Source organism: Ruminococcus sp. AF17-22AC, from assembly GCF_003460065.1.
Classification (GTDB): Bacteria; Bacillota; Clostridia; order Lachnospirales; family Lachnospiraceae; genus Blautia_A.
Genome location: NZ_QRXT01000009.1, coordinates 108266 through 129633 on the forward strand (window position 1 = coordinate 108266; position 21368 = coordinate 129633).

Sequence of the window (21368 nt, forward strand, 5' to 3'; positions counted from 1 at the left end):
AGGAGAAGGATTATGACAATCAGAGAATGCTATGATGAATTAGGATTAGATTTTGATGCTGTGTTGAGCAGACTGGTAAATGAGAAACTTGTACAGAAATTTGCACTGAAATTTCTGGATGATCCAAGTTTTCAGAATCTGAAAGATGCTTTAGATTCAAAAGATGTAGAGACCGCTTTCCGTGCGGCACATACCTTAAAAGGTGTCTGCCTGAATCTTGGATTTGACAATCTGTATCCGTCAAGTAAGGATCTGACCGAACTGCTCCGTGCCGGAAGCATGGATGGCTATGAAGATCTTTTTGTGGAAGTAGAAAAAGAATATAACAGAACCTGTGAGGCACTTCGTAAAGTTGCCTGAGAGAAATTTGGAAATTATAACTCCCTGTATTCTGTGATGAGACAGAGTACAGGGAGTTTTTATGCCTGAATATATGAAGACATTATTTCTTATACGCGGTGATTTTGATATCGCCGTCTTTGTTTTTAATTTGCAGGGAATTCTGTGTCTTATTTTCAGAACTGACGAGCTGATTGTCATCTTCATCAGTCATGACATTTCCGAGTTCTTCCGGGATATTGATTTCACTTGCTTCTGCCTCTATAGAAAGTGTGGAAAGAGTTTTTTTGGGAATGCTGAGTGTAATATCACCAAGGTCACTTGTAAATTCATTTTCTCCACTGAAAGAAATATTTTCTGCTTTTACGTCTCCATCCATCATCTCAATCTGACCATCAGTAAGTATAGTATCATTGATTTTCAGATCACCAAGGTCGGCACTGAGTTCAAGATTTTTGAAGTTGCTGTCTGAAATGTTAATATCACCGTCTTCATTCTGAATTACTGCTTTTTGGGCATTCAGAGATTCTACACTTATATCACCATATCCCATTTTGCAGGAAAAACCACTCAAGTCGGTTTTCTTTGGGATATAAACAGTTACCTTGTTGGAGTTTTCAATTACATGACTCTGTCCGAGCATTTCCTGAAGAAAATTAATGTCAATGTGAATATAGGAATATGACTCATGACCTTTTTTCTCTACAATATTCAATGCGTTATTCTGCACCTGATAAGAAAGCGGAAGCATTCCATCATTTGTTTCAATATTATAAGAGATATAGAAAGTGTCGTCATCCGATGCCTTAATGTCCAGATCAATATTTTTAAGGTCAATATTCAGAGAAGAAAAAGCATCGATTTTTGTCTTACTTAAGATGGCATGACTGTCACTGGAATCCATCATTGCGGTGCCGCTGATGCGATTAAGATCAGCAGTTTTTACGTAGTTTCTGCCGCCGGATGCGATACCGACACCAAAGAAAAGGATTCCGACAGCACAGAAGATACCAGCGGCAGCCAGTAAACGTTTATTTGTTTTTTTCATGATTTTTACCTCTCTTTCTTGCCAGGCACTGCGCCAGTTTGACCAGAAGCATACCCATCCATTTGCAGAGACAGATGCCGAGAATATACAGAAGGAGTGCACAGCCGATTCCAAGTAAGCCGCATCCTGTTATCATTAAAGCTCCTGAGAGGGAATATGGGAAAGAAACTAATCCACGCAGTAATAATTTTCCGCCAATCAGTAACACACTGAGGGCAGCGATGAAATCAGAGATGATCACGCAGACTACGCAGATTGCAACAGCCAGCAGGACTGCAAGCATTGCAATAAAAAGTGGGACAGTCACAGGTGTGGACAGGATCGCAAGTACAGCGAGTAAAGTGATTCCTTTTTTATCCTGCTTTTTCTTGCTGTCTTCATCGGCAGCATCCTGCTCTTGAATTTTCCGGTCAAGCAGATTGTACATAAGATCCGCGGCCGCCTGTTTCGGAGTACCGAGTTCTTCCATCAGTTTCTGCTGGCCGGATTCATCTGTATCACTGAAATATTCATTAAAATATTCAATTGCATCTTCGTAATCCTGTTTGGGAAGTTTGCGAAGATATTTTTTCAATTTTGCCATATATTTTTCTCGGGTCAATTTCGAATCCTCCCTTCAATAATTCCGTCAATGGTATCTCTGTAAGAAATCCATTCTTCGTGCAGATACAACAGTTGTTGTCTGCCGGAATCGGTGATAGAATAATACTTGCGTTTACGTCCCTGAAATTCCTGAGAGTAGGTTGTCAGATAAGCGTTCTTCTCAAGCTTTTTCAAAATGGGATAGAGTGTTGATTCTTTGATGTCGGCGACGATTTTGACGGTCTGGCTGATTTCGTATCCGTAGGAGTCCTGCGTGTCGACCACAGACAGAATCAAAAACTCGATAAGTAATGCTGAGACGGGATAATACATCCGATCACCTCCATAAATAATATATAAAATAATTATATATAAAAATTTTATATATAAAATATATACATATACATATGAAATGTCAAGGAGTAATTTTGCAAATGAAGAAAAAAGCATTCAAAGCCGCATTTCCATATACGATTCCTATAGGTATAGGATTTCTTTTTCTGGGTATGTCCTATGGATTTATGATGCAAAGTAAAGGTTTCTCCGTATGGTATCCGTTTTTTATGAGTATGTTTATCTTTGCGGGTTCTATGGAATTTGTAACATCGAATCTGTTGCTGTCGGTCTTCAGTCCGGTCGCAGCATTCTTTCTGGCACTGATGGTTAATGCCAGACATTTATTTTATGGTCTTTCCATGCTGGACAAATATAAGAACACTGGTTGGAAGAAATTCTATCTGATCTTCGGTATGTGCGATGAATCTTTTACTGTTAACTGCACGGTGACGCTGCCGGATGATGTGGATCGTGGCTGGTTTATGTTTTTTGTCAATCTGCTGAATCAGATATACTGGGTAGCTGCGGCTACTGCAGGCGCACTACTTGGATATGTGATCCATTTTGATATGACCGGAATTGAATTTGTCATGACTGCACTGTTTGTCGTCATGTTTCTGAATCAGTGGGAAGAGACGAAGGATCACCGCCCGGCGCTGGTGGGGCTGATCTGTTCGGTAATCTGTCTTCTGGTTTTCGGAAGCAGTAACTTCATTGTTCCGGCGATGGCATTTATCATCATCTGTTTTACCGCGGAACGCAAAATCAGCAAGAAAACGATGGAGGCAGAGGCGAAATGACAATGACAACAACACAGGCAATCATTACGATCGCAGCAGTTGTTCTCGGAACAATGGCAACACGCTTTATACCGTTTATTATCTTTCCGGAAGGAAAAAATCCACCGGAGTTTGTCAAATATCTGGGGACGGTTCTTCCCTATGCGGCGATCGGTCTTCTTGTGATCTACTGTCTCAAGGATGTGCCGGCGAGCAGTACTCACGGGCTGCCGGAAGCAATTGCAATTTTATTTATCGTATTGATCCATAAATGGAAAAAAAATACGCTTCTCAGTATCGGAGGAGGAACGGTGCTGTACATGGTACTTGTACAGACTGTTTTCCGCTGAAAAAGCATGAGAGAATAAGGATAACTATCCTTTCGGATAGTTGCATATAGAAACGGATTTTGCTAAACTGAAATCACATAGTTTTCCACTATAATACAATCCAACAAAAGAAAGTGAGGGTAAATGTATGAGGAAAAAAAGGTTGGCAAAATCCGTTTCTTTGATGCTGTGCGCTGCAATGACCGTGACGATGGGCAGCGTTCCGGCACTGGCAGAGGAACTGGGGGGGGATTCTTATGAGGCAGCATTCAGTGATGATGCAGAAAACTTTGAGAATCCGGCTGAGACGGAACCAGGCATTGAAGAAGACTCAGAGGCAGAAGTAGTCCCGGAAGAAGCATCAGGCGAAGAAGATGTCACTTTTGATGTGGGAGATGGTGACTCCGAGCAGATCGACATTGTAGACGATGCACAGGACGAAGAGGAACTTGATATCGCTACAGAAGAAATGGATGTAGAAGACTTTGGAATCGCAGAATATGCGGGCGAGGATGGAATTGCTGTTTTTGATGACGGGATGGTGCAGCAGGGAACACTGGAAGCGGTTTACCTTGACCCGGCATCAGGTGACGATACCAGAACCGGTGCAGAGGCAGGACAGGCAGTAAAGACGCTGGATAAGGCGAAAGAACTGCTGGCGGAGGATGGAATCGTTTATCTGCTTTCTCCATTGGAGTATGGTACGAATGAGACAGCTACGCTGGAAAACATGACAATATGTCCGGGTACGACGAACTTAAGATATTTGATAGATCTCTATAGAGATACAGCAGAAGTTACATTAAGGAATATAAAGATTAAAAATACAACACCAGAGGGTAACTTGTGCTCATATGTTCAATATCCGATTTCTGTACGTAAGGGAGCAACTTTGAATATTGAAGATGGCGCGGATATTGGACCGTTTGCAGGCGAGGCAGCGATAAATCTGGAGCAGGGATCTGTGTTGAACATGAATGGTGGAACAATCACCGGAACAAAGGATAAAATGTACTATTCAACGTGTGGAATTCATGCGACAGGTAAATCAGTAATTAATATGACCGGTGGAACGATTACTGGATGTGCAGCGTATTTTGGCGGCGCTATTGCTGCATACGACGGGTCAGAGGTTAACTTATCCGGTGGAACAATTTCAAATAATATTAGTGGAGCCGGTGGGGGTATTTACCTGCTGAATGATTGCAAACTGACAATAAATGGTGATTGTAAGATTATAAATAATACTGCAAAATGCGATGACAATATTAAGGATATGTATGGTCAGGGCGGTGGAATCTATATGATTCAGAACTGTACTGCTACAATTGAAGCCGGTACTATAAAAGGAAATACAGCAGAAATATCCGGTGGTGGTATCTTTGTGTACGATAGGAGTCCTGTTATAATCAGCAATACGACTATTGAGGAAAATAAAGCAACAAACGGAAGTGGTGCGGGTATCGCTGCATTTGATTCAGATATTACATTAAAAAATGAAGCTGTGATATCAAACAATGATGCTGGCTTCAGAGGTGGTGGAATTTTTTTCGAGGTATTTAGTAATGTGAACTGTGAACTTAAGATGGAAGCTGGCGAGATTTGTGGAAATACAGCAGACAGCAGTGGCGGTGGTATATTTGCAGACTGTTATCAGCAGAGTCCGGACAGTACAAAAATCATAATTTCCGGTGGTAAGATTACAGGAAATCAGACAGGTGCTGAAGCTACTGAAAATGCAATAATGTTAATGGGATATCCTGTAGAAGATGAACCAGATGAAAATACAGGATATGCAGATCTGTATCTCAGTGGTTCACCAAATATCGATTCTATTTTAATCGGTGATGCCGCAGAGTATGGTCCGAAGATTGTGGTAACAGATGCATTTACACCAGCTGCTCCGATTCTGCTGAAACCTACATACGGAACAGCGGGCAGAGTTGCAGTAAGTTATGGCAGTGAAGAAGCGGCAAATGCAAATAAAACTCAGTTTACAAAAGAGTATGCAACTACATGCGGATACAAACAGGATGGCGCTAATCTGATCTGGACAATGCGTTACAGAATTTCGTTCAGAACTTTTACATCATTTGATCCGCCTCAATACACCTGGGATAAATGTACTCTTTACGTGGATGATGGAGAAACTATAGCAGCGGAGGAACTGCCACAGGCAGAAACAATTCCGGGATATACAAGAAAATCATGGCGTAATGCCAAAACCGGTGAGGCATGGGATCCTGCATCGAAGGTTACTGGTAATTTGAAGATCACTGAAGTTTGGGCACTCAATAAACCAACAGTTACAATTGAACAGTCTGCAAAAGCCGGCTGCCCGTCTTCTGCAATTACTCTGACAGCAAAGGCAGCACATGATCTTGATACAACGACATATACCTATCAGTGGTATAAAAATGATGAAGTGCTGGATGGACAGACAGAAGCAACTTATGTAGCAAAAGAAGGTGGAGAATACAAAGTAGTCGTAACTGCTATCGGAGCAGGAAGCAATGCAAAGTCAATCGCAGAAACTTCCGTCAAACTTCCTGCATTTGCGCACAAGTATTCCTGGAAATCTGACAAAAAGAATCACTGGCAGGTTTGCAGTATCTGTAATGGCAAGGTAAAGACAGCGACGCATAATTACAGTGGCTGGAAAGTTACAAAAGCAGCACAGATTGCAATTGCCGGAGAAAAAGTAAGAACATGTAAAACCTGTGGTCATAAAGAAAAAGCAGCGGTAGCAGCTCTTCCGGTACAGAAAACACCGTTCCTGGGTGTGACCAGTAAAGAAAAATCTGTCACATTAAGATGGAATACAGTCAAAGACGCTGACGGATATATGATTTATGGTGTAGAATGTGGTAATAACAGCAAATACAGACTGCTCAGAACTGTCAGAGGAAATGTAAACAGCTGGACACATACTGGTCTGAAAAAGGCAACCTACTATAGATATTCTGTAGTTGCTTACAGAAATATAAACAAAAAGAAAGTGACAATTGCACAGACCTATAGTATGCACATTGCTACGACAGGCAAGAAACATGCTTATGCAAGAAATCTTCAGGTGAACAGAACAAATGTTGTTCTGAATCGGGGAAAGAGAACAGCACTCAGAACAAAGGTTATTTATTCATCCGGAAAAATTCAGAACCATATTGCAGCAGTCCGTTTCAGTAGTTCTAATTCCAGAGTTGCTACTGTAGACAGCAGAGGAATAATTTCTGCGAGAAACAAAGGTACCTGCATTATTTATTGTTACGCTCCGAATGGTGTACGTAAGAATGTAAGAGTAATCGTAAGATAGGACAAATATTTCTCCAAATTGTTATTGAAAAAATATAAAGTTTTAGCCTAATATAGAGATAGCCGTTCCTGAACTTTACCAGAGATTAGGACGGCTATTTTTTATGTAAGCATAGTACATAAAGTTCTGCGATGCTGTCGAAAACAGTCGACAGATAACTGTGATTCTTAGGAAAATTTTGTTTCAGAAATAATTCAAAATCTGTTATAATGAGAAAAGATAAGGAAATTTGAAACATTATTAAAAGAAGATAAATAAAAAGTATTATACAGGAGAATTATGATATGAGTTTTCAGTTTGCACATTATAACTACAATGTTATGGATTTGGATAAATCAATCAGATTTTATGAAGAAGCACTTGGACTTAAAGAAGTGCGCCGCAAAGAAGCCGAAGACGGAAGCTTCATTCTTGCATATCTTGGAGATGGCAAGACCGGATTTGAACTTGAACTGACCTGGCTGAGAGACTGGGAAAAGGATCATTATGATCTCGGTGATAACGAGATCCATCTTGCATTTACGACAGATGACATGGAAGCAGCTCATAAGAAACATGAAGAAATGGGATGCATCTGCTTCGAAAATCCGGCAATGGGCATTTACTTTATCACAGATCCGGACGGATACTGGCTGGAAATCGTGCCGGAGAAATAATACAGTTGGTTAAAATATGACAAATGATGGAGGTTCAGGTATGCCAAAGAGAATCCTGATCATAAATACAGGAGGGACGCTTTCTTCTGTAAAGAGCTCCAAGGGGCTTGTTCCGGGAATGAGCAGTGGCGATATGCTGGAGGAACTGCGTATGGTTTCCAAAAATCTGGAGCTGGAAACAGAGGATTTCTGCTCACTTGACAGTTCCAATATCGGACCGGAAGACTGGACCAGACTTGCAACACTCATCGCAAGAAGAAGTTATGATTATCATGGGATTGTGGTGATTCATGGTACCGATACGCTGGCCTATACGTCTGCGATGCTGTCTTTTATGCTGCAGAATATTTCGATTCCGGTAGTTGTGACAGGAAGCCAGCTTTCTATCGCCAATCCGGTTGCAGATGCGCTGGAAAACTGTCGGTGTGGAATCCATATGGCAGCCAGCGGATATCCGGGAGTTTTTGTTGCATTCAATCGTAAGGTGATGCTCGGATGCCGTGCGTCCAAAGTCCGTACAATGAGCTTTGATGCGTTTGAAAGCATTAATTATCCATATGTCGGAGAAATCAGTTCACTGGGACTGCGCGTTTTTGAGAAAAATCTTGTAGAGAAAAAAGGAATCTTCAAACCACAGACAGCGTATTCAGACAAGGTTGCACTGCTGAAGCTTTATCCGGGAATCAGTCCGGAGATACTGGATATGTATTATGAAAAAGGATATAAAGCTGTCTATATTGAGGGATTCGGACTGGGAGGAATGCCTTTCCTGAAAAATGATTTCACAGGAAAGGTCGGCGAAGTTATCGAGAAAGGAATGCTGGTGCTTGCCGGAAGTCAGTGTCGTTATGAAGGAAGCAATCTGTCCGTATATGAAACAGGACGGGTTGCGCTGGAAAAGGGCGTGATTCAGGCATATGATATGACTACGGAGGCCGCCATGACGAAGCTTATGTGGGTACTTGGGCAGACCGACAATCTTCGTGAGATGAAAGAATATTTTTCCATGGACATTGTCGGAGAGGTATGTATTGGATAGCGTGTGTAAAGTATTGAAAGTGGATATGTAGGATGAATAAATTTTGTGCAGCGGCGATTCAGATGCCGACAGTAGAAGATAAGATGGAAAATATAAAGGCAGTCAGACATTATCTGGAACAGATTAAAGCACAGAAAGTTGACTTTGTCGTGTTACCCGAGATGTTCTGCTGTCCTTACCAGACGGAAAAATTCCCGGAATACGCAGAAGAAGAGGGCGGTTCTGTGTGGAAAGCTCTTTCTGCATATGCGAAAGAATACAACATTTATCTGGTAGCAGGCTCCGTTCCGGAAAAAGACGACGAAGGCCACGTGTACAATACCTGTTACATTTTTGACCGGAATGGAATACAGATTGGTAAGCACCGAAAGACACATCTATTTGATATTGATGTAAAAGGTGGTCAGAGCTTTAAAGAATCCAATACGCTTACTGCGGGAAACAGTGGGACGGTATTTGATACGGAATTTGGCAGGATGGGTGTGATGATCTGTTTTGACATCCGTTTTCCGGAGTTTGCACGCATGATGGTAAATGACGGAGCAAGAATGATCTTCGTACCGGCAGCATTCAATATGACGACCGGCCCGGCACACTGGGAGCTTTCTTTCCGCGCCCGTGCACTGGACAACCAGATTTATATGCTGGGATGTGCACCGGCACGCAATCCGGCGGATTCCTACATTTCATGGGGACATTCCATATTCACAGATCCATGGGGCAGAGTCAGGAGCATGCTCGATGAAAGAGAGGGTATTCTGATTTGTGAAGCAGATCTCGATTATGAAAATGAAATCCGCGAACAGCTTCCGCTTCTGAAAGCGCGGAGAAATGATGTGTATGGGAGAGAGAAGTGAGTGTATGTTTAAAGATTGTTACTGTTCATTCCGTTCACAGCAACTAAAGATTCTCCCTGTATAAATTCAATTAAAGAATTGATTGAAAAAAATAAAGCAGTAGCATATAATATGTTTAACAAGGGAGCTGGAAGGTGAGTGCTGGTCACCCAATCCGGCGAAATAAGATTAGTAAAAAATAGCTGTCAATTCTCGCCAAAGATTAGGACGGCTATTTTTTATGGGCATATGTAAGTATAGCTACAATTAGATTAGAAATAGTTAAAATAATCATAAATGTCTCGTAATCGCTCATAAACTTCACCTTCTCCGTAAGGTGCTCGGATTAAGAGAAGAGCACGTCCCCCAGCTACCTGGGTAAATATATTAAATTATGGAAAGTATAGCACATACAGTTCCATATAATTGTCGAAAAAGGTCGAGTGATATTATTTACGGAAGATTTCAGATACAGTGCGGTGCGGACAGGTTGGATGAATCGGGACATGGCAATTTTCAGGGATTCGATGCCAATTATTGTTGAAATCCAGTCAAGAAGCATCGGGTTTCTTAATGTCGATTATAAATCGATGCAAGTTAGTGGGCAAATTATTACAAAATGGCATCGGAAACAGCAAGAGCACAGCTGAACCGATGCTTTTTTTGATTTCCTGCATGTCTGCCAATTTATAGAAAGTTTATACACATGCAGATAATTATGTGCTATCATATGAATGGAACAAAATGTTCAAAAAGGAAGGCTTGTGGTGGATGAGGGTAGAAAGTACGTTGTCGCAAATGATTTCTACCGCAGGAGAAAAGGCAGCATATGACAATGCATGTAAGCACTTGCTGGCAAATAAGATAATCCTTGCATGGATTATGAAAAGCTGTCTGGAAGAGTACAGGGGCAGTGAAATTTCGGAGATTGCTTCAAAGTACATAGAAGGCGAGACACAAATCTCAGAAGCAGCGGTTCATCCGGATGAAGAAGCAGGCTCCCTACAGATAAGAGGTTTAAATACAGAAGATAGCACCATTAATGAAGGAACTGTGACTTATGATATCAGATTTCGAGCCATTGTGCCGGGTACAGGAGAGAGAATCAGTCTGATTATAAATGTTGAAGCACAGAATGATTTTTATCCGGGATATCCGATAGTAAAGCGAAATCTGTATTATTGCTGTCGTTTGGTTTCGTCATAGTATGGCACAGAATTCACGAATTCTCATTATGAGAAGATAAAGAAGGTTTACAGCATTTTTATATGCATGAACCCTCCGAATTACAGAAAAAATACGATAAATCAATATTCCATACAGGAAGAAAGTCTGATAGGAGAGTTCGGCGATAATGTGGAATATTATGATTTACTGACAGGCATTATTATTTGTCTTGGAGATGCCGATGATGAAAGAAGCGGGATATTAAAGCTTCTGGAAGTATTATTATCATCAGAGAGAAGCACAAAAGAGAAGAAAAAAATCTTACAGGAAGATTTTGGGATTAAGATGACGCAGGAGTTGGAAAGCGAGGTGTCGGAGATGTGTAATCTGAGTGAAGGTGTAGAACAGAAAGGTATTGCGAAAGGAATTATCACTTCAATACGAAATCTCATGGAGAGTATGGGATGGAGTATCGAACAGGCGATGGATGCGCTTCAGATACCGATGGAAGAAAGAAATGACTATCTGAATATGTTGAAAAAGTGAGAAGAGAAAGTATAAAGATCAGGAAAATTCAGGCTAGGATTTTCCTGATTTTTTTTATCTGAGCGAAAGAAAAAATTACCAATTTATTGACAGTCCCGTTACTTGGTGATACAATACAATTCTTTAATGAAACAAAATGTAACATATATGAAGCAGAATATACGATTATAGAAATTATATAACTATATAAATAACCGGCTGTTAAGTTCAGGGAAAGGTAGATCATGAACAAAAAAGAAAATCATTCCGCAAAAAGTGAGATAGAGCAGGCTTTGCTCCGTCTCATGACACAGAAATCCTATCTGGATATCACTGTGACAGATATTGTGCAGGAAGCGAAAGTGGCGAGGGTTTCTTTTTACAGAAATTTCGCATCCATTTCAGAGGTATTGGACAGTATCGCAGATGCGACTGCAGAGAAGTTGAATATTGAATTTCTGCCGATGCTGGATACGACAGATGAGCGTAAAATACGGGAGTATCTGTTTAATTATTTCTACCAGATATCATTGAATTATAAAGAAATGTGGGCAATCCGCGGACTGAATATGGATCTTTTTACGAAACGCCTCGGAGAAAAAATCCATGAAAAACGTAAAGCCGTCGAGTCCGCAGACCCGAATATGGCAGAGAAATATGGATGGGTTGTAAAACTCTGCGTACTGGATGGTGTTTCCAGACGCTGGATCATGGATGAAATGAAAGAAACACCGGAAGAAATGATCGATTATGTAATGCCGATCATCAAGTCATTATAAGAAGTTTGAACAGTGGAAATACAAAGGAGCAGAAACAATATGAAAAAAACAGGAATCATGACAGACAGTCACAGCGGAATCTTGCCGGAAGAAGCAGAGCGACTCGGTATCAGAGTTCTTCCGATGCCTTTTTATATCGGAGAGAAACTTTATCGTGAAGGAGTAGATTTATCCCGGGATGAATTTTATGATATGCTTCGAAAGGGCGTGGATGTGTCTACTTCACAGCCGTCTCCGGCGGAAGTTATCGATATGTGGAAAGAAATGCTGAAAGAATACGAGGAAATCGTCTATATTCCTCTCAGCAGTGCATTGAGCGGTTCCTGTATGGCAGCAGCGGCAATGGCAAATGATGATGCATTTGCCGGAAAGGTATTTGTCGTTGATAATGGCCGTGTGGCGACACCAATGCACCGTTCTGTCCTTGACGCAGTAGAGATGGTGGAAAAAGGATACAGCGCAGCCGAGATCAAGAAGATTTTGGAGGAAACCAGAGAAAAAATGACCATCTACATCGGTCTCAGCACACTGGAATACCTGAAAAAAGGCGGAAGAATCAGTTCCGTAACCGCACTGGCGGCAAATGTCCTGAATATCAAACCTGTCATGCATTTCAGTACAGGAAAACTTGATACCTACCAGAAATGCCGCGGACTGAAAAAGTCACGTAAGGTCATGATCGATGCAATGAAGGAAGAATTGGAGACAAATTTTGCAAAAGAATATGCAGCAGGAGAAGTATACCTGATGGCGGCATCCAGCAGTAACGATGAAGTGACAGAAGAATGGGTAAACCAGATCCGGGAAAGTTTTCCGGGAATGGAAGTTATGTGCGACAAGCTTTCCTTCGGCCTGTCCTGCCATATCGGTCCGGATGGCCTCGGAATCGGATGTACCTGCAAGCCGATATAAAAGCACCTCTTGACTTTATGAAGTATAAAAGAGATAATCTTTTATAAACATATAAAACTCTCAGGAGGAATTAAAATGGAAAAATCTACAGTTTATTTTACAGATTTCCGCTGCCCGGTCGGAACCAGCCAGCTTGACAAACTGAAAAAACTCTGTATCGCAGCCGGCATCAAAGATATTGACATGGACGGAAAATTTGTAGCGATCAAAATGCATTTTGGCGAGCTGGGAAATATGGCGTTCCTTCGTCCGAACTATGCCAGAGTAGTAGCAGATCTGTGTAAAGAGCAGGGTGGTATGCCGTTTCTGACAGACTGCAATACACTGTATCCGGGAAGCAGAAAAAATGCACTGGAACATCTGGACTGTGCAAATCTGAATGGATTTAATACAATTACGACAGGCTGTCAGATTATCATTGGCGACGGACTCCGCGGAACTGATGAAGTAGAAGTCCCTGTTGTAAATGGAGAATATTGTAAGACCGCATTTATCGGACATGCGATCATGGATGCAGACATTTTTATCAGTCTGACTCATTTTAAAGGACATGAAGCTACCGGATTCGGCGGTGCACTTAAAAACATCGGTATGGGCTGCGGAAGCCGTGCAGGAAAGATGCAGCAGCATTCAAGCGGAAAACCGGCGATCAACGAAGAAGTCTGTCGTGGCTGCCGTCGCTGTGCAAAAGAATGCGGCAGTGATGCGATTACATATGTAAACAAAAAAGCAGTGATCGATTATGATAAATGCAAAGGCTGCGGCCGTTGTATCGGCGCCTGCAGTTTTGATGCAGTATACAATCCAAACAGCAGTGCAAACGAACTCCTTGACCGTAAGATGGCAGAATATGCACAGGCAGTCTGTCATGGCCGTCCGCATTTCCATATTGCACTGGTTCAGGATATCAGCCCGAACTGCGACTGCCATGGAGAGAATGATGCACCAATTCTTCCGGATATAGGAATGTTTGCAAGTTTTGACCCGGTTGCACTGGATCAGGCATGTGCAGATGCCTGCTTGAAAGCAACACCGATTGCAGACAGTCAGCTCGGAGAACATCTGGCAGAGCCTGGATGGCATTGTCACCATGACCATTTCAAAGATTCCAATCCAAACATCGAATGGAAAGCAACTCTTGACCAGGCAGAAAAAGTCGGACTTGGAACCAGAGAATACGAATTAAAGAGAATCAAATAATCACAGGAGAGGGCTGATTTATGGAAAAACATCATCATGAGAGAAGCACGTTTTCCGGCAAACTTGGATTTGTACTATCCGCAGCCGGAGCTTCCGTCGGTCTGGGAAATATCTGGAGATTCCCGTACCTGGCGGCAAAATACGGAGGCGGTATTTTTTTACTGATCTACATTATTCTGGCACTGACATTTGGTTATTCAATGATCGTGGCGGAGACAGCGCTTGGACGAATGACGAAGAAAAGTCCGGTCGGTGCTTTTGCCAAATTCGGTAAATCTAAATGGCTGTCATTCGGCGGCTGGATCAACGCGATCATTCCGATTCTGATCGTGCCGTATTACTCAGTAATCGGCGGCTGGGTAATCAAATACCTGATTGAATACATAAAGGGCAACAGCCAGAAGCTTGCGACAGACGGATATTTCTCAGAATTTATTTCCAACGGAGTATCTACGGAAATCTGTTTTTTGCTTTTTGCATTATTCACAGTAGCAATCATTTACGCAGGAGTACGTAACGGTGTTGAGCGTGTTTCGAAATTTATGATGCCGATTCTGGTATTTCTGTCCATTCTGATCGCAGTTTATTCTGTGACAAGACCGGGAGCACTGAAAGGTGTAAAATATTTCCTGATACCGAATATTGAGAATTTCTCATGGATGACCGTTGTGGCAGCAATGGGACAGATGTTCTATTCACTTTCAATCGCAATGGGTATTCTGGTAACATTTGGTTCCTATATGAAAAAAGACGTATCCATCGAAGGTTCCACAATAAACGTAGAAATCTTTGATACAGCAATCGCAATTATGGCAGGTCTGATGATTATTCCGGCAGTATTTGCATTCTCAGGCGGAGATCCGGATACGTTGCAGGCAGGACCGTCCCTGATGTTTATCACGATTCCGAAAGTCTTTGCAAGCATGGGACTGGGAACCCCGATTGGAATTTTATTCTTTGTGCTGGTACTCTGTGCGGCACTGACAAGTTCGATTGCCCTGACAGAAAGTGCAGTATCAACCTTTCAGGATGAGTTGAAATGGTGCAGACAGAAGTCCACACTGGTAGTCGGTGCGATCATGCTTGTTCTCGGAAGTCTTTCTTCTCTGGGATACGGACCGCTTGCCTGTGTAAAGATCATCGGAATGCAGTTCCTTGATTTCTTTGACTTCCTGACCAACTCTGTGATGATGCCGATCGCGGCATTTGCGACCTGTCTTCTGATCTCCAGAGTGATCGGTGTGAAGAAGATTGAGGAAGAAGTTCTGCGTGGCGAAGGCACATTCAAGAGAAAAAGAATTTTTAACTTCATGATCCGGTATCTCTGCCCGATCTTTGCGGCAATCATTCTTTTGAGTTCCGTGGCGAACGCATTTGGATGGATTTCCATGTAAAACAGATATAAATATAAAAGAACATCTTGTTGAAAGAGAGTTTCGTAGATTTTTCGTTTATTCTTTCACACAAGGTGTTCTTTTATGATGTATCGCTGGAGAATGAGGAAGTTACATTTGATGAGAGCAATACTTCCGCAAAAGTAACCATTACCAATCAGGAACAGGATGAAGACAAAGATAAGAATAAAGACAAGGACAAAGATAAAACAACCACAACCTCATCTAACGCAACATCCACAAAAGCAGTAAAAACAGGTGATAACACACCGATTGGAATTTTCGTAATTCTTCTTATTGCTGCAATTGTAGTGATTGGTGGAGGAATTTACCTCAAACGTCGCAAAAAATAATAAGAAACAATAAGTAACTACAAAGTCCGTCAGGATGGGAAACCATTCTGGCGGATTTTTCTGTAAATATGTAAAAAAGCATCGGAAGAGAGCCAGGGAAAGCACTGCCGATGCAGGTCATGTCATAATAGCTGATAAAATGTCGAGCGATTTTTCTTGCAATCAGGGAAAACAACATGCTACACTGTCTTTATCTTAAATCTTATATGCTCATTTGAGCATTCTACAAATTCAATTCAGAAACAAAATCCCATTAAAGATCGAAAGAAAGCGAGAACTGCCTATGACATCAAAGCTGAGAGACTATTTTCCAATGATAAGGAGCCGGGAGGAGATTTTAAAAGAGATACAGGACAACATAAAATTTACAGAGAAATTTTACAGCTGGAGAGAATCGGAAAGGCAGGAGTTTCTTGATTTCTGTACAGGAGTTCGCGGAGTAAAAATCCTGTATGATTCTTTTTTCAAGGAGATCATGAATCCGGAAACAGTACCAGAGAGACTGGAAGATTTCCTGAGTGTTTTACTTCAGAGAAAGGTAAAAATCGTCGATGTACTGCCGGGAGACTCGAGCCGGATCGCAGATGAGCAGTCATTACTGATCATGGACATACTGGTGCGGTTTGAAGATGGCACTTATTGCAATGTGGAAGTGCAGAAAATCGGTTATGCATTTCCCGGCGAGCGAAGCGCCTGCTATTCCTCTGATTTGCTGTTACGTCAATACAAAATGGCGCGCAGCCAGAAAAAGGAACATTTCACATATAAAGATGTAAAGGGAGTTTTTACGATCATCTTGATGGACAGAAGCCCGAAAATGTTCAGAGAGTTTTCTAATAAGTATGTACATATGTTTCAGCAGGAATCAGACACGGGAATAAAAATGAATCTTTTGCAAAACTATATTTTTATACCACTTGACATCTTCCGCAAAAATGTACAATATAAAGGTATAGAGAACAAATTGGACGCATGGCTTACTTTCCTGAGTACAGATGAACCGGAGCAGATCATCAGGCTGATCACGGAATATCCCGAATTCAAAGCCATGTATGAACATGTGTACAATATGTGCCGGAATGTGGAGGATGTCATGGGAATATTTTCAGAGGAATTAAAAATACTTGACCGAAACACAGTAAAATATATGGTAGATGAAATGCAGGAAACAATAGACGAGCAAAATATACAGATAAAAACACAGAAAAATAAAATAGAAGCACAGGAAAATGAAATAGATAAGCTACAGGATCAAATAGCATTCTTACAAAAACAGTTAAAGGAGAAATAACCGCTCCCGTCAGGATAAGAAAAGTACTGAGCCAGACTGAATCAGAAGGCATAATACATGTTTTTTTGACAAAAATGACATGATATTGCAAAAAACTTTCATTAATTTCTATTTTTTTTCTTGCAGATATCTATTATAATAAGAGATATAAGGGGGATAAGATGAGCTGATTCTTATCCCTTGTTGTTTATAGAGATTATACAGGAGGATAAAATAAATAATGAAAAGATTTGAAAAAAGCAAACGTGTTTTAGCATTTCTTCTCGTTGCATTGATGGTTGTTCAGCAGAGCAGTGTCACAATTCTGGCAGATGAACAGTCAGCAGACATCCATAATGTTCAAAATCAGGAAGAAACATCAACGGAGGAAAAGACCTGGGAGACACCTGAGGAAAAGGTTCAGGAGACAGTAACTCCGGAACCGGAAAACAAAGATGAGCAAACGTCATCAGACGAACAGCCTGAAGAAAAAGAAGATGCTGTGGTTACAGTGACTCCGGCAGCAACGGAAGAAGCGGAAATAACTGCTACACCAACCGAGGCAGCGAAAGCAGATGCAGAAGATGATACTGCAAAGCCAAGCATCACAGAAACTCCGGTGGAAGCTACAACTACAACAGAATTCAGTGGAGCTGTAGATAATGCGACTGCAAATGTCAGCCTGTCACAGCCGATTTCCGACAAGGCGATTTTTGTTGCAAATCAGTACAGTGTAGAATCAGATTATTTTACAAATAATGCAGAAGCTGCAATAACACAGTGGGTTGAGGCAAACAATCTTACCGTTTTGGATGCCGTTGCATATGACATGCATTTTGAGGAAAACGGACAGGAAATTTCTGTATCACAGCATGCAGATGTGAATCTGAGTTTCAGCAGTCCGATACTGAGTCAGACAGCAGATATAGATGTACCATCACAGGTTTATGTACTTCATGTAGTAAACGGTCAGGCAGTATCTGCCGGAACAGCGACTCAGGACAGCAACGGAGCAGTTACAGCAGCAAATATCAGCACAGATGGTTTTTCCCCATTTGTATTTATAAAAGCAACAAATGGGGATGCGGTACAGACAACAGAAGCTGAACAGACAACAGACCTGAATAGATTTGTAACCAACATATCTCTTAAGGAGAGCAATGGCAATGATATACCGCAGGAAAACGGAGTATATCAGCTGAGACCTGAGACAGACTATAAACTGAAGCTGTCATTTCAGGAAAACAAAGACCTGCAGTATGCCAATAATGAAGATGGAAAATTATATTACACTTTGCCGGCGGGAATTACAATTCCAGACGATATTGCACCAACGCAGTTTAAAATTGGTGATTTAGAAGGAAACACATTCAGTTATCATGCCGGTTCAAATCAGATAGAAGTACAGATCAACATAAACGGCGGCGATAAATACAATGAATTCAAAGGAGCAGGAGATGCTTTCTTTGACCTTGAATTTAACGTACAGTTCCAGAGAAATATGGAGCAGATTGTTTTTGGAAATACAAAAACAGTTAAAGTATATGTAGACAGTACGAATGGTCTGGCTCTTGATAAAACCGCAGAATATAATTCTGACAATGGAACAGTTGCTTATACTGTAACAGTGACTTCCACAGGAATCAGTGAAGATGTAATTGTTACAGATACGCTCAGCGGCAGCTGGCTCAAGATGTACAGTGCTGATGATGTGACGATTACATCCAATAAAAACAATAATCTCAGCGAAGTTACAAAATCTGTCAATGGCAGAGTTATGACAGTTACGATTCCGTCCATGACACATGGAGAAGTCATAACAATTACATACACAGTACAGGTTGATTATGACAAGGTGGCATCTGTATCAACTGATATTCAAAAGGCAAATACACTTAATACAGTAGGTGTAAACCGTACAGATGTAGAAAATGTGTCAGTAAATGCAGATGTTGAGTATAAACCTGCAATAGCAAAAACAGCAGCAGTTAATGCAAATAATAAAATTACATATACAATTACATTAAACAGTGATTACCGTTACGATATTTCGGGAAAAACAATTACGGATGTAATTCCGTCTGCTGCACGCAGATTCGGTGAATATTCAGGAACTGGAATCACCGTAACCAGATACAGTTCCGGAAACACGACTCCTGTTGATTCAGTAGAGGTTCCCTGGGAAAATATCATCAGCCCTGAAGCCAAAGATTATACCTGGATCTATCGGATTCCATCCGAGCACAGGGGAAAATATAAATATATAATTACCTATACATTTCAGGGTAAAAATCATGAAATTACAGGCGCAACGATTACCAATACTGTTTCCTATGACACTGGCGGAAGTGCAACCTCCAGACCACGTATATATCCTCTTGACGGAATGCTTTCAGTACAGAAATATGGCAGCATTGTTACAGATCAGGAAAGTGGAGAGAAACAGATTCAGTGGAATGTAACATTTAATATTCCGGCAGGCAAGGAGTATACAGGATGCAAAATAGAAGACTGGCTTCCTTCAACAAAAATCGATAGTAAGACGTATGCGGATGCCTATGTCGATAGATCTGCGGAGATTACGGAAACTGTTGACGGATCAGCTCCAACAATACTCGAAGAAGATACGGCATATAACCTTGTCTACGATATTGCAAACAATAAGATTACTGTCAATTTTACGAACTTAGGTGTGTCTGATAAAAACAGGGTGATTAAATTTACTTATTTAACAATACCGAATGAGACATGGTTAAAGAACAGTTCAGCGTCAGTAAATAACACGCATACAAATAGAGTCGGAGTAACTGCCAGAAATCAGTATAGTAATGATATATATGCTTCTGTAGAGCTGTATGAAAATAATCCTGAGATCAGCAAGAAAGCTACCGTATCCTCGAGAGATGCAGACAAGAATGCAAAACAGATCAGGTATGAAATTGCCGTCTCAGGTGTTGAAGGCGATAAGATTGAAATTACGGACGAATTTAATACAAGCCAGTTAGAGTTGGATTCAACAAAAAAACTTGAAGTAAAATACAGTAATGACGGGAAAAATTATACAACTGACAGCAAAGCGACAGTAGACCCTGAGAAAACAGATGACGGCCGGAAATTTGTTATTTCTGATTTCACCAGGAACGGGGAAAACAATTATAAGTATTATAAGCTGATATATTATCTGAACGTAAAGGATCTGGAATCAATTGAAACCTCCAGTGAAGGCGGAACTGTACAGAACAAAGCAACATTCCGCGGAGAATCAGCGACAGTAGATACAAAGGTAGTAGGAACTCCGGGAATTATTAAAAAGGAGTTGTCGAATGAAGCAACGATTGCAGCTGATAAATATATTGCGGAATACAAGCTTATAATCAATCCGGGAAAGAAACAGTATGGAAAATCAGATACGCTTGTTGTAGAAGACAAAATGACGAATATGACTGCAATTAAGCGTGATGATGTTAAGATTAAGACCGTACCGGAAAGCAATAAAGATAAAGTTACTGCTGTATTTAAAAATGATGGAATTGACTTCACAGTTCCAAATGCTACAGAAGTCGAGATAACATATAAAGCAAAGTGGACAGGAAGTGGAAATGTAGACCATGTAAATGAAGTAACAGTATATGGTTATTCTCAAAGTGTCAGTAAGAAAGCAAATGTATCTTCTCAGGGAAGCGGAGGCTACAGTAATCTGCATCTTACAATCTACAAGGTTGAAGATGGCAACGATATTAAATTACTTTCAGGAGCTAAGTTCAGTCTTGAAATATATGAAAATGGTGAGTATATACCGGTTCGTGAGAGAAACGGAAAGCCTGTAACGATCACAACAGAGGAGAATGGAAAGGCTGTCCTCCAGGGGCATGAAGGTGACCGGGGATGGGTTCTCTGGAAAGATTATAAATATCGTCTGATAGAGACGAAAGCTCCGGATGGATATATTCTGGATACTACACCACATGAATTTACTTTTTCACAGGAACTGGCAGCGAATGATCCGAATGTCACATACTGCGAAAACGGTGGCGAACTTACAATAAAGAATAAACCAATTGACATCGAGATCAGCAAGGTAAGCCTGACAGGAAATGAAGAACTTGCGGGAGCAGAACTCAAGATCACGAAAGGCACCGATGAAAACGGAGAAGTTGTAGCAAGCTGGACATCAGGAAAAGAAGCGGAAGACAAGAACGAAGACGGAACAGTAAAACCGCATAAAGTGAAACTTGTAGCCGGAACATATACCCTGAGAGAGGTGAAAGCGCCGACAGGATATGATACAGCAAAGTCTATCACGTTCACAGTTGCACTTGACGGAACAGTGACAAGCACAACTGCCGGGGCAGTGAATGGAAAAAAAGTCACCATGAAAGATGCCCTGATAGAAAAAGACATCGAGATCAGCAAAGTAGACAACAAGAATAACAAGGGACTTGCAGGGGCAATGCTCCAGATCACGAAGAAAAAAGGAGAAGCTGAAGAAGTAGTAGAGCAGTGGGAAACCG

At 41.2% G+C, this 21368-nt stretch carries 19 protein-coding genes; 16 read left to right on the forward strand and 3 right to left on the reverse strand.

The features are described from left to right. Window positions 1-12 precede the first annotated feature (12 nt). Entirely contained in the window at window positions 13-360 is a 348-nt protein-coding gene (locus DWW86_RS12830; RefSeq protein ID WP_072522343.1) for an Hpt domain-containing protein, read from the forward strand. An 82-nt stretch (window positions 361-442) separates the two neighbouring features. Here the strand turns inward: DWW86_RS12830 and DWW86_RS12835 are convergent, their stop codons facing one another. The 3 genes from DWW86_RS12835 to DWW86_RS12845 are packed head-to-tail and all read right to left on the reverse strand — an operon-like array spanning window position 443 to window position 2302. After that, complete coding sequence (locus tag DWW86_RS12835) at window positions 443-1387, reverse strand: DUF4097 family beta strand repeat-containing protein (protein WP_072522342.1); 945 nt, start codon at window positions 1385-1387, stop codon at window positions 443-445. Then, complete coding sequence (locus DWW86_RS12840; protein WP_072523404.1) at window positions 1371-1970, reverse strand: DUF1700 domain-containing protein; 600 nt, start codon at window positions 1968-1970, stop codon at window positions 1371-1373. Before DWW86_RS12840 ends, DWW86_RS12835 begins: the two co-directional genes overlap by 17 nt. Window positions 1971-1984: 14 nt before the next feature. After that, window positions 1985-2302 carry a PadR family transcriptional regulator gene (locus DWW86_RS12845; protein ID WP_072522341.1) on the reverse strand — a complete coding sequence of 106 codons (318 nt, stop codon included), beginning with the start codon at window positions 2300-2302 and terminating at the stop codon, window positions 1985-1987. A gap of 101 nt (window positions 2303-2403) precedes the next feature. Here DWW86_RS12845 and DWW86_RS12850 point away from each other — a divergent pair, with 101 nt between their 5' ends. The 15 genes from DWW86_RS12850 to DWW86_RS12915 form a co-directional block, all read left to right on the forward strand. Beyond that, the gene (locus DWW86_RS12850; protein WP_072522340.1) at window positions 2404-3105 is read left to right on the forward strand and encodes an AzlC family ABC transporter permease; all 702 of its coding nucleotides are present in this window, start codon (window positions 2404-2406) and stop codon (window positions 3103-3105) included. Then, window positions 3102-3434, forward strand: coding sequence for a branched-chain amino acid transporter permease (locus tag DWW86_RS12855; protein ID WP_181985357.1), 333 nt, complete (start codon window positions 3102-3104; stop codon window positions 3432-3434). Before DWW86_RS12850 ends, DWW86_RS12855 begins: the two co-directional genes overlap by 4 nt. A gap of 127 nt (window positions 3435-3561) precedes the next feature. Continuing rightward, the gene (locus DWW86_RS12860; protein WP_117943579.1) at window positions 3562-6726 is read left to right on the forward strand and encodes an Ig-like domain-containing protein; all 3165 of its coding nucleotides are present in this window, start codon (window positions 3562-3564) and stop codon (window positions 6724-6726) included. 284 nt (window positions 6727-7010) lie between these two features. Further along, a complete protein-coding gene (locus tag DWW86_RS12865) occupies window positions 7011-7382 on the forward strand; it encodes a VOC family protein (RefSeq protein ID WP_015541628.1) in 372 nt (123 codons plus the stop codon). A gap of 40 nt (window positions 7383-7422) precedes the next feature. Further along, on the forward strand, window positions 7423-8421 hold the full coding sequence (locus DWW86_RS12870; protein ID WP_117943581.1) for an asparaginase: 999 nt from the start codon (window positions 7423-7425) through the stop codon (window positions 8419-8421). Window positions 8422-8453: 32 nt separating this feature from the next. After that, the gene (locus DWW86_RS12875; protein ID WP_117943583.1) at window positions 8454-9278 is read left to right on the forward strand and encodes a carbon-nitrogen hydrolase family protein; all 825 of its coding nucleotides are present in this window, start codon (window positions 8454-8456) and stop codon (window positions 9276-9278) included. 750 nt (window positions 9279-10028) lie between these two features. Continuing rightward, on the forward strand, window positions 10029-10463 hold the full coding sequence (locus DWW86_RS17415) for a hypothetical protein (RefSeq protein ID WP_286187721.1): 435 nt from the start codon (window positions 10029-10031) through the stop codon (window positions 10461-10463). 150 nt (window positions 10464-10613) lie between these two features. Further along, window positions 10614-10970: a hypothetical protein gene (locus DWW86_RS17420; RefSeq protein ID WP_286187722.1), complete on the forward strand. Its 357-nt coding sequence runs from the start codon at window positions 10614-10616 to the stop codon at window positions 10968-10970. 224 nt (window positions 10971-11194) lie between these two features. Beyond that, complete coding sequence (locus tag DWW86_RS12885) at window positions 11195-11728, forward strand: TetR/AcrR family transcriptional regulator (protein ID WP_072522334.1); 534 nt, start codon at window positions 11195-11197, stop codon at window positions 11726-11728. A gap of 39 nt (window positions 11729-11767) precedes the next feature. After that, a complete protein-coding gene (locus DWW86_RS12890; RefSeq protein WP_117943585.1) occupies window positions 11768-12640 on the forward strand; it encodes a DegV family protein in 873 nt (290 codons plus the stop codon). A gap of 75 nt (window positions 12641-12715) precedes the next feature. Further along, window positions 12716-13840: a DUF362 domain-containing protein gene (locus tag DWW86_RS12895; protein WP_015541635.1), complete on the forward strand. Its 1125-nt coding sequence runs from the start codon at window positions 12716-12718 to the stop codon at window positions 13838-13840. Window positions 13841-13860: 20 nt separating this feature from the next. After that, the gene (locus DWW86_RS12900) at window positions 13861-15234 is read left to right on the forward strand and encodes a sodium-dependent transporter (protein ID WP_072522331.1); all 1374 of its coding nucleotides are present in this window, start codon (window positions 13861-13863) and stop codon (window positions 15232-15234) included. A gap of 29 nt (window positions 15235-15263) precedes the next feature. After that, window positions 15264-15587 (forward strand): LPXTG cell wall anchor domain-containing protein, encoded by a 324-nt coding sequence (locus DWW86_RS12905; protein ID WP_181985358.1) that lies wholly within the window; start codon window positions 15264-15266, stop codon window positions 15585-15587. 313 nt (window positions 15588-15900) lie between these two features. Further along, entirely contained in the window at window positions 15901-16878 is a 978-nt protein-coding gene (locus tag DWW86_RS12910) for a PD-(D/E)XK nuclease family transposase (RefSeq protein ID WP_286187725.1), read from the forward strand. A gap of 220 nt (window positions 16879-17098) precedes the next feature. After that, the coding region (locus tag DWW86_RS12915) for a SpaA isopeptide-forming pilin-related protein (protein WP_181985359.1) at window positions 17099-21368 on the forward strand (4270 nt) is incomplete at its 3' end.

Excerpts from the sequence above, each read along its gene's own strand:
- DWW86_RS12870 (WP_117943581.1), top strand. The coding sequence starts at position 7,423 with ATGCCAAAGAGAATCCTGATCATAAATACAGGAGGGACGCTTTCTTCT.
- DWW86_RS12865 (WP_015541628.1), top strand. The coding sequence starts at position 7,011 with ATGAGTTTTCAGTTTGCACATTATAACTACAATGTTATGGATTTGGAT.
- DWW86_RS12885 (WP_072522334.1), top strand. The coding sequence starts at position 11,195 with ATGAACAAAAAAGAAAATCATTCCGCAAAAAGTGAGATAGAGCAGGCT.
- DWW86_RS12900 (WP_072522331.1), top strand. The coding sequence starts at position 13,861 with ATGGAAAAACATCATCATGAGAGAAGCACGTTTTCCGGCAAACTTGGA.
- DWW86_RS17415 (WP_286187721.1), top strand. The coding sequence starts at position 10,029 with ATGAGGGTAGAAAGTACGTTGTCGCAAATGATTTCTACCGCAGGAGAA.
- DWW86_RS12890 (WP_117943585.1), top strand. The coding sequence starts at position 11,768 with ATGAAAAAAACAGGAATCATGACAGACAGTCACAGCGGAATCTTGCCG.
- DWW86_RS12840 (WP_072523404.1), bottom strand. The coding sequence starts at position 1,970 with ATGGCAAAATTGAAAAAATATCTTCGCAAACTTCCCAAACAGGATTAC.
- DWW86_RS12860 (WP_117943579.1), top strand. The coding sequence starts at position 3,562 with ATGAGGAAAAAAAGGTTGGCAAAATCCGTTTCTTTGATGCTGTGCGCT.
- DWW86_RS12850 (WP_072522340.1), top strand. The coding sequence starts at position 2,404 with ATGAAGAAAAAAGCATTCAAAGCCGCATTTCCATATACGATTCCTATA.
- DWW86_RS12875 (WP_117943583.1), top strand. The coding sequence starts at position 8,454 with ATGAATAAATTTTGTGCAGCGGCGATTCAGATGCCGACAGTAGAAGAT.
- DWW86_RS12910 (WP_286187725.1), top strand. The coding sequence starts at position 15,901 with ATGATAAGGAGCCGGGAGGAGATTTTAAAAGAGATACAGGACAACATA.
- DWW86_RS12830 (WP_072522343.1), top strand. The coding sequence starts at position 13 with ATGACAATCAGAGAATGCTATGATGAATTAGGATTAGATTTTGATGCT.
- DWW86_RS12835 (WP_072522342.1), bottom strand. The coding sequence starts at position 1,387 with ATGAAAAAAACAAATAAACGTTTACTGGCTGCCGCTGGTATCTTCTGT.
- DWW86_RS12895 (WP_015541635.1), top strand. The coding sequence starts at position 12,716 with ATGGAAAAATCTACAGTTTATTTTACAGATTTCCGCTGCCCGGTCGGA.
- DWW86_RS12845 (WP_072522341.1), bottom strand. The coding sequence starts at position 2,302 with ATGTATTATCCCGTCTCAGCATTACTTATCGAGTTTTTGATTCTGTCT.
- DWW86_RS12855 (WP_181985357.1), top strand. The coding sequence starts at position 3,102 with ATGACAATGACAACAACACAGGCAATCATTACGATCGCAGCAGTTGTT.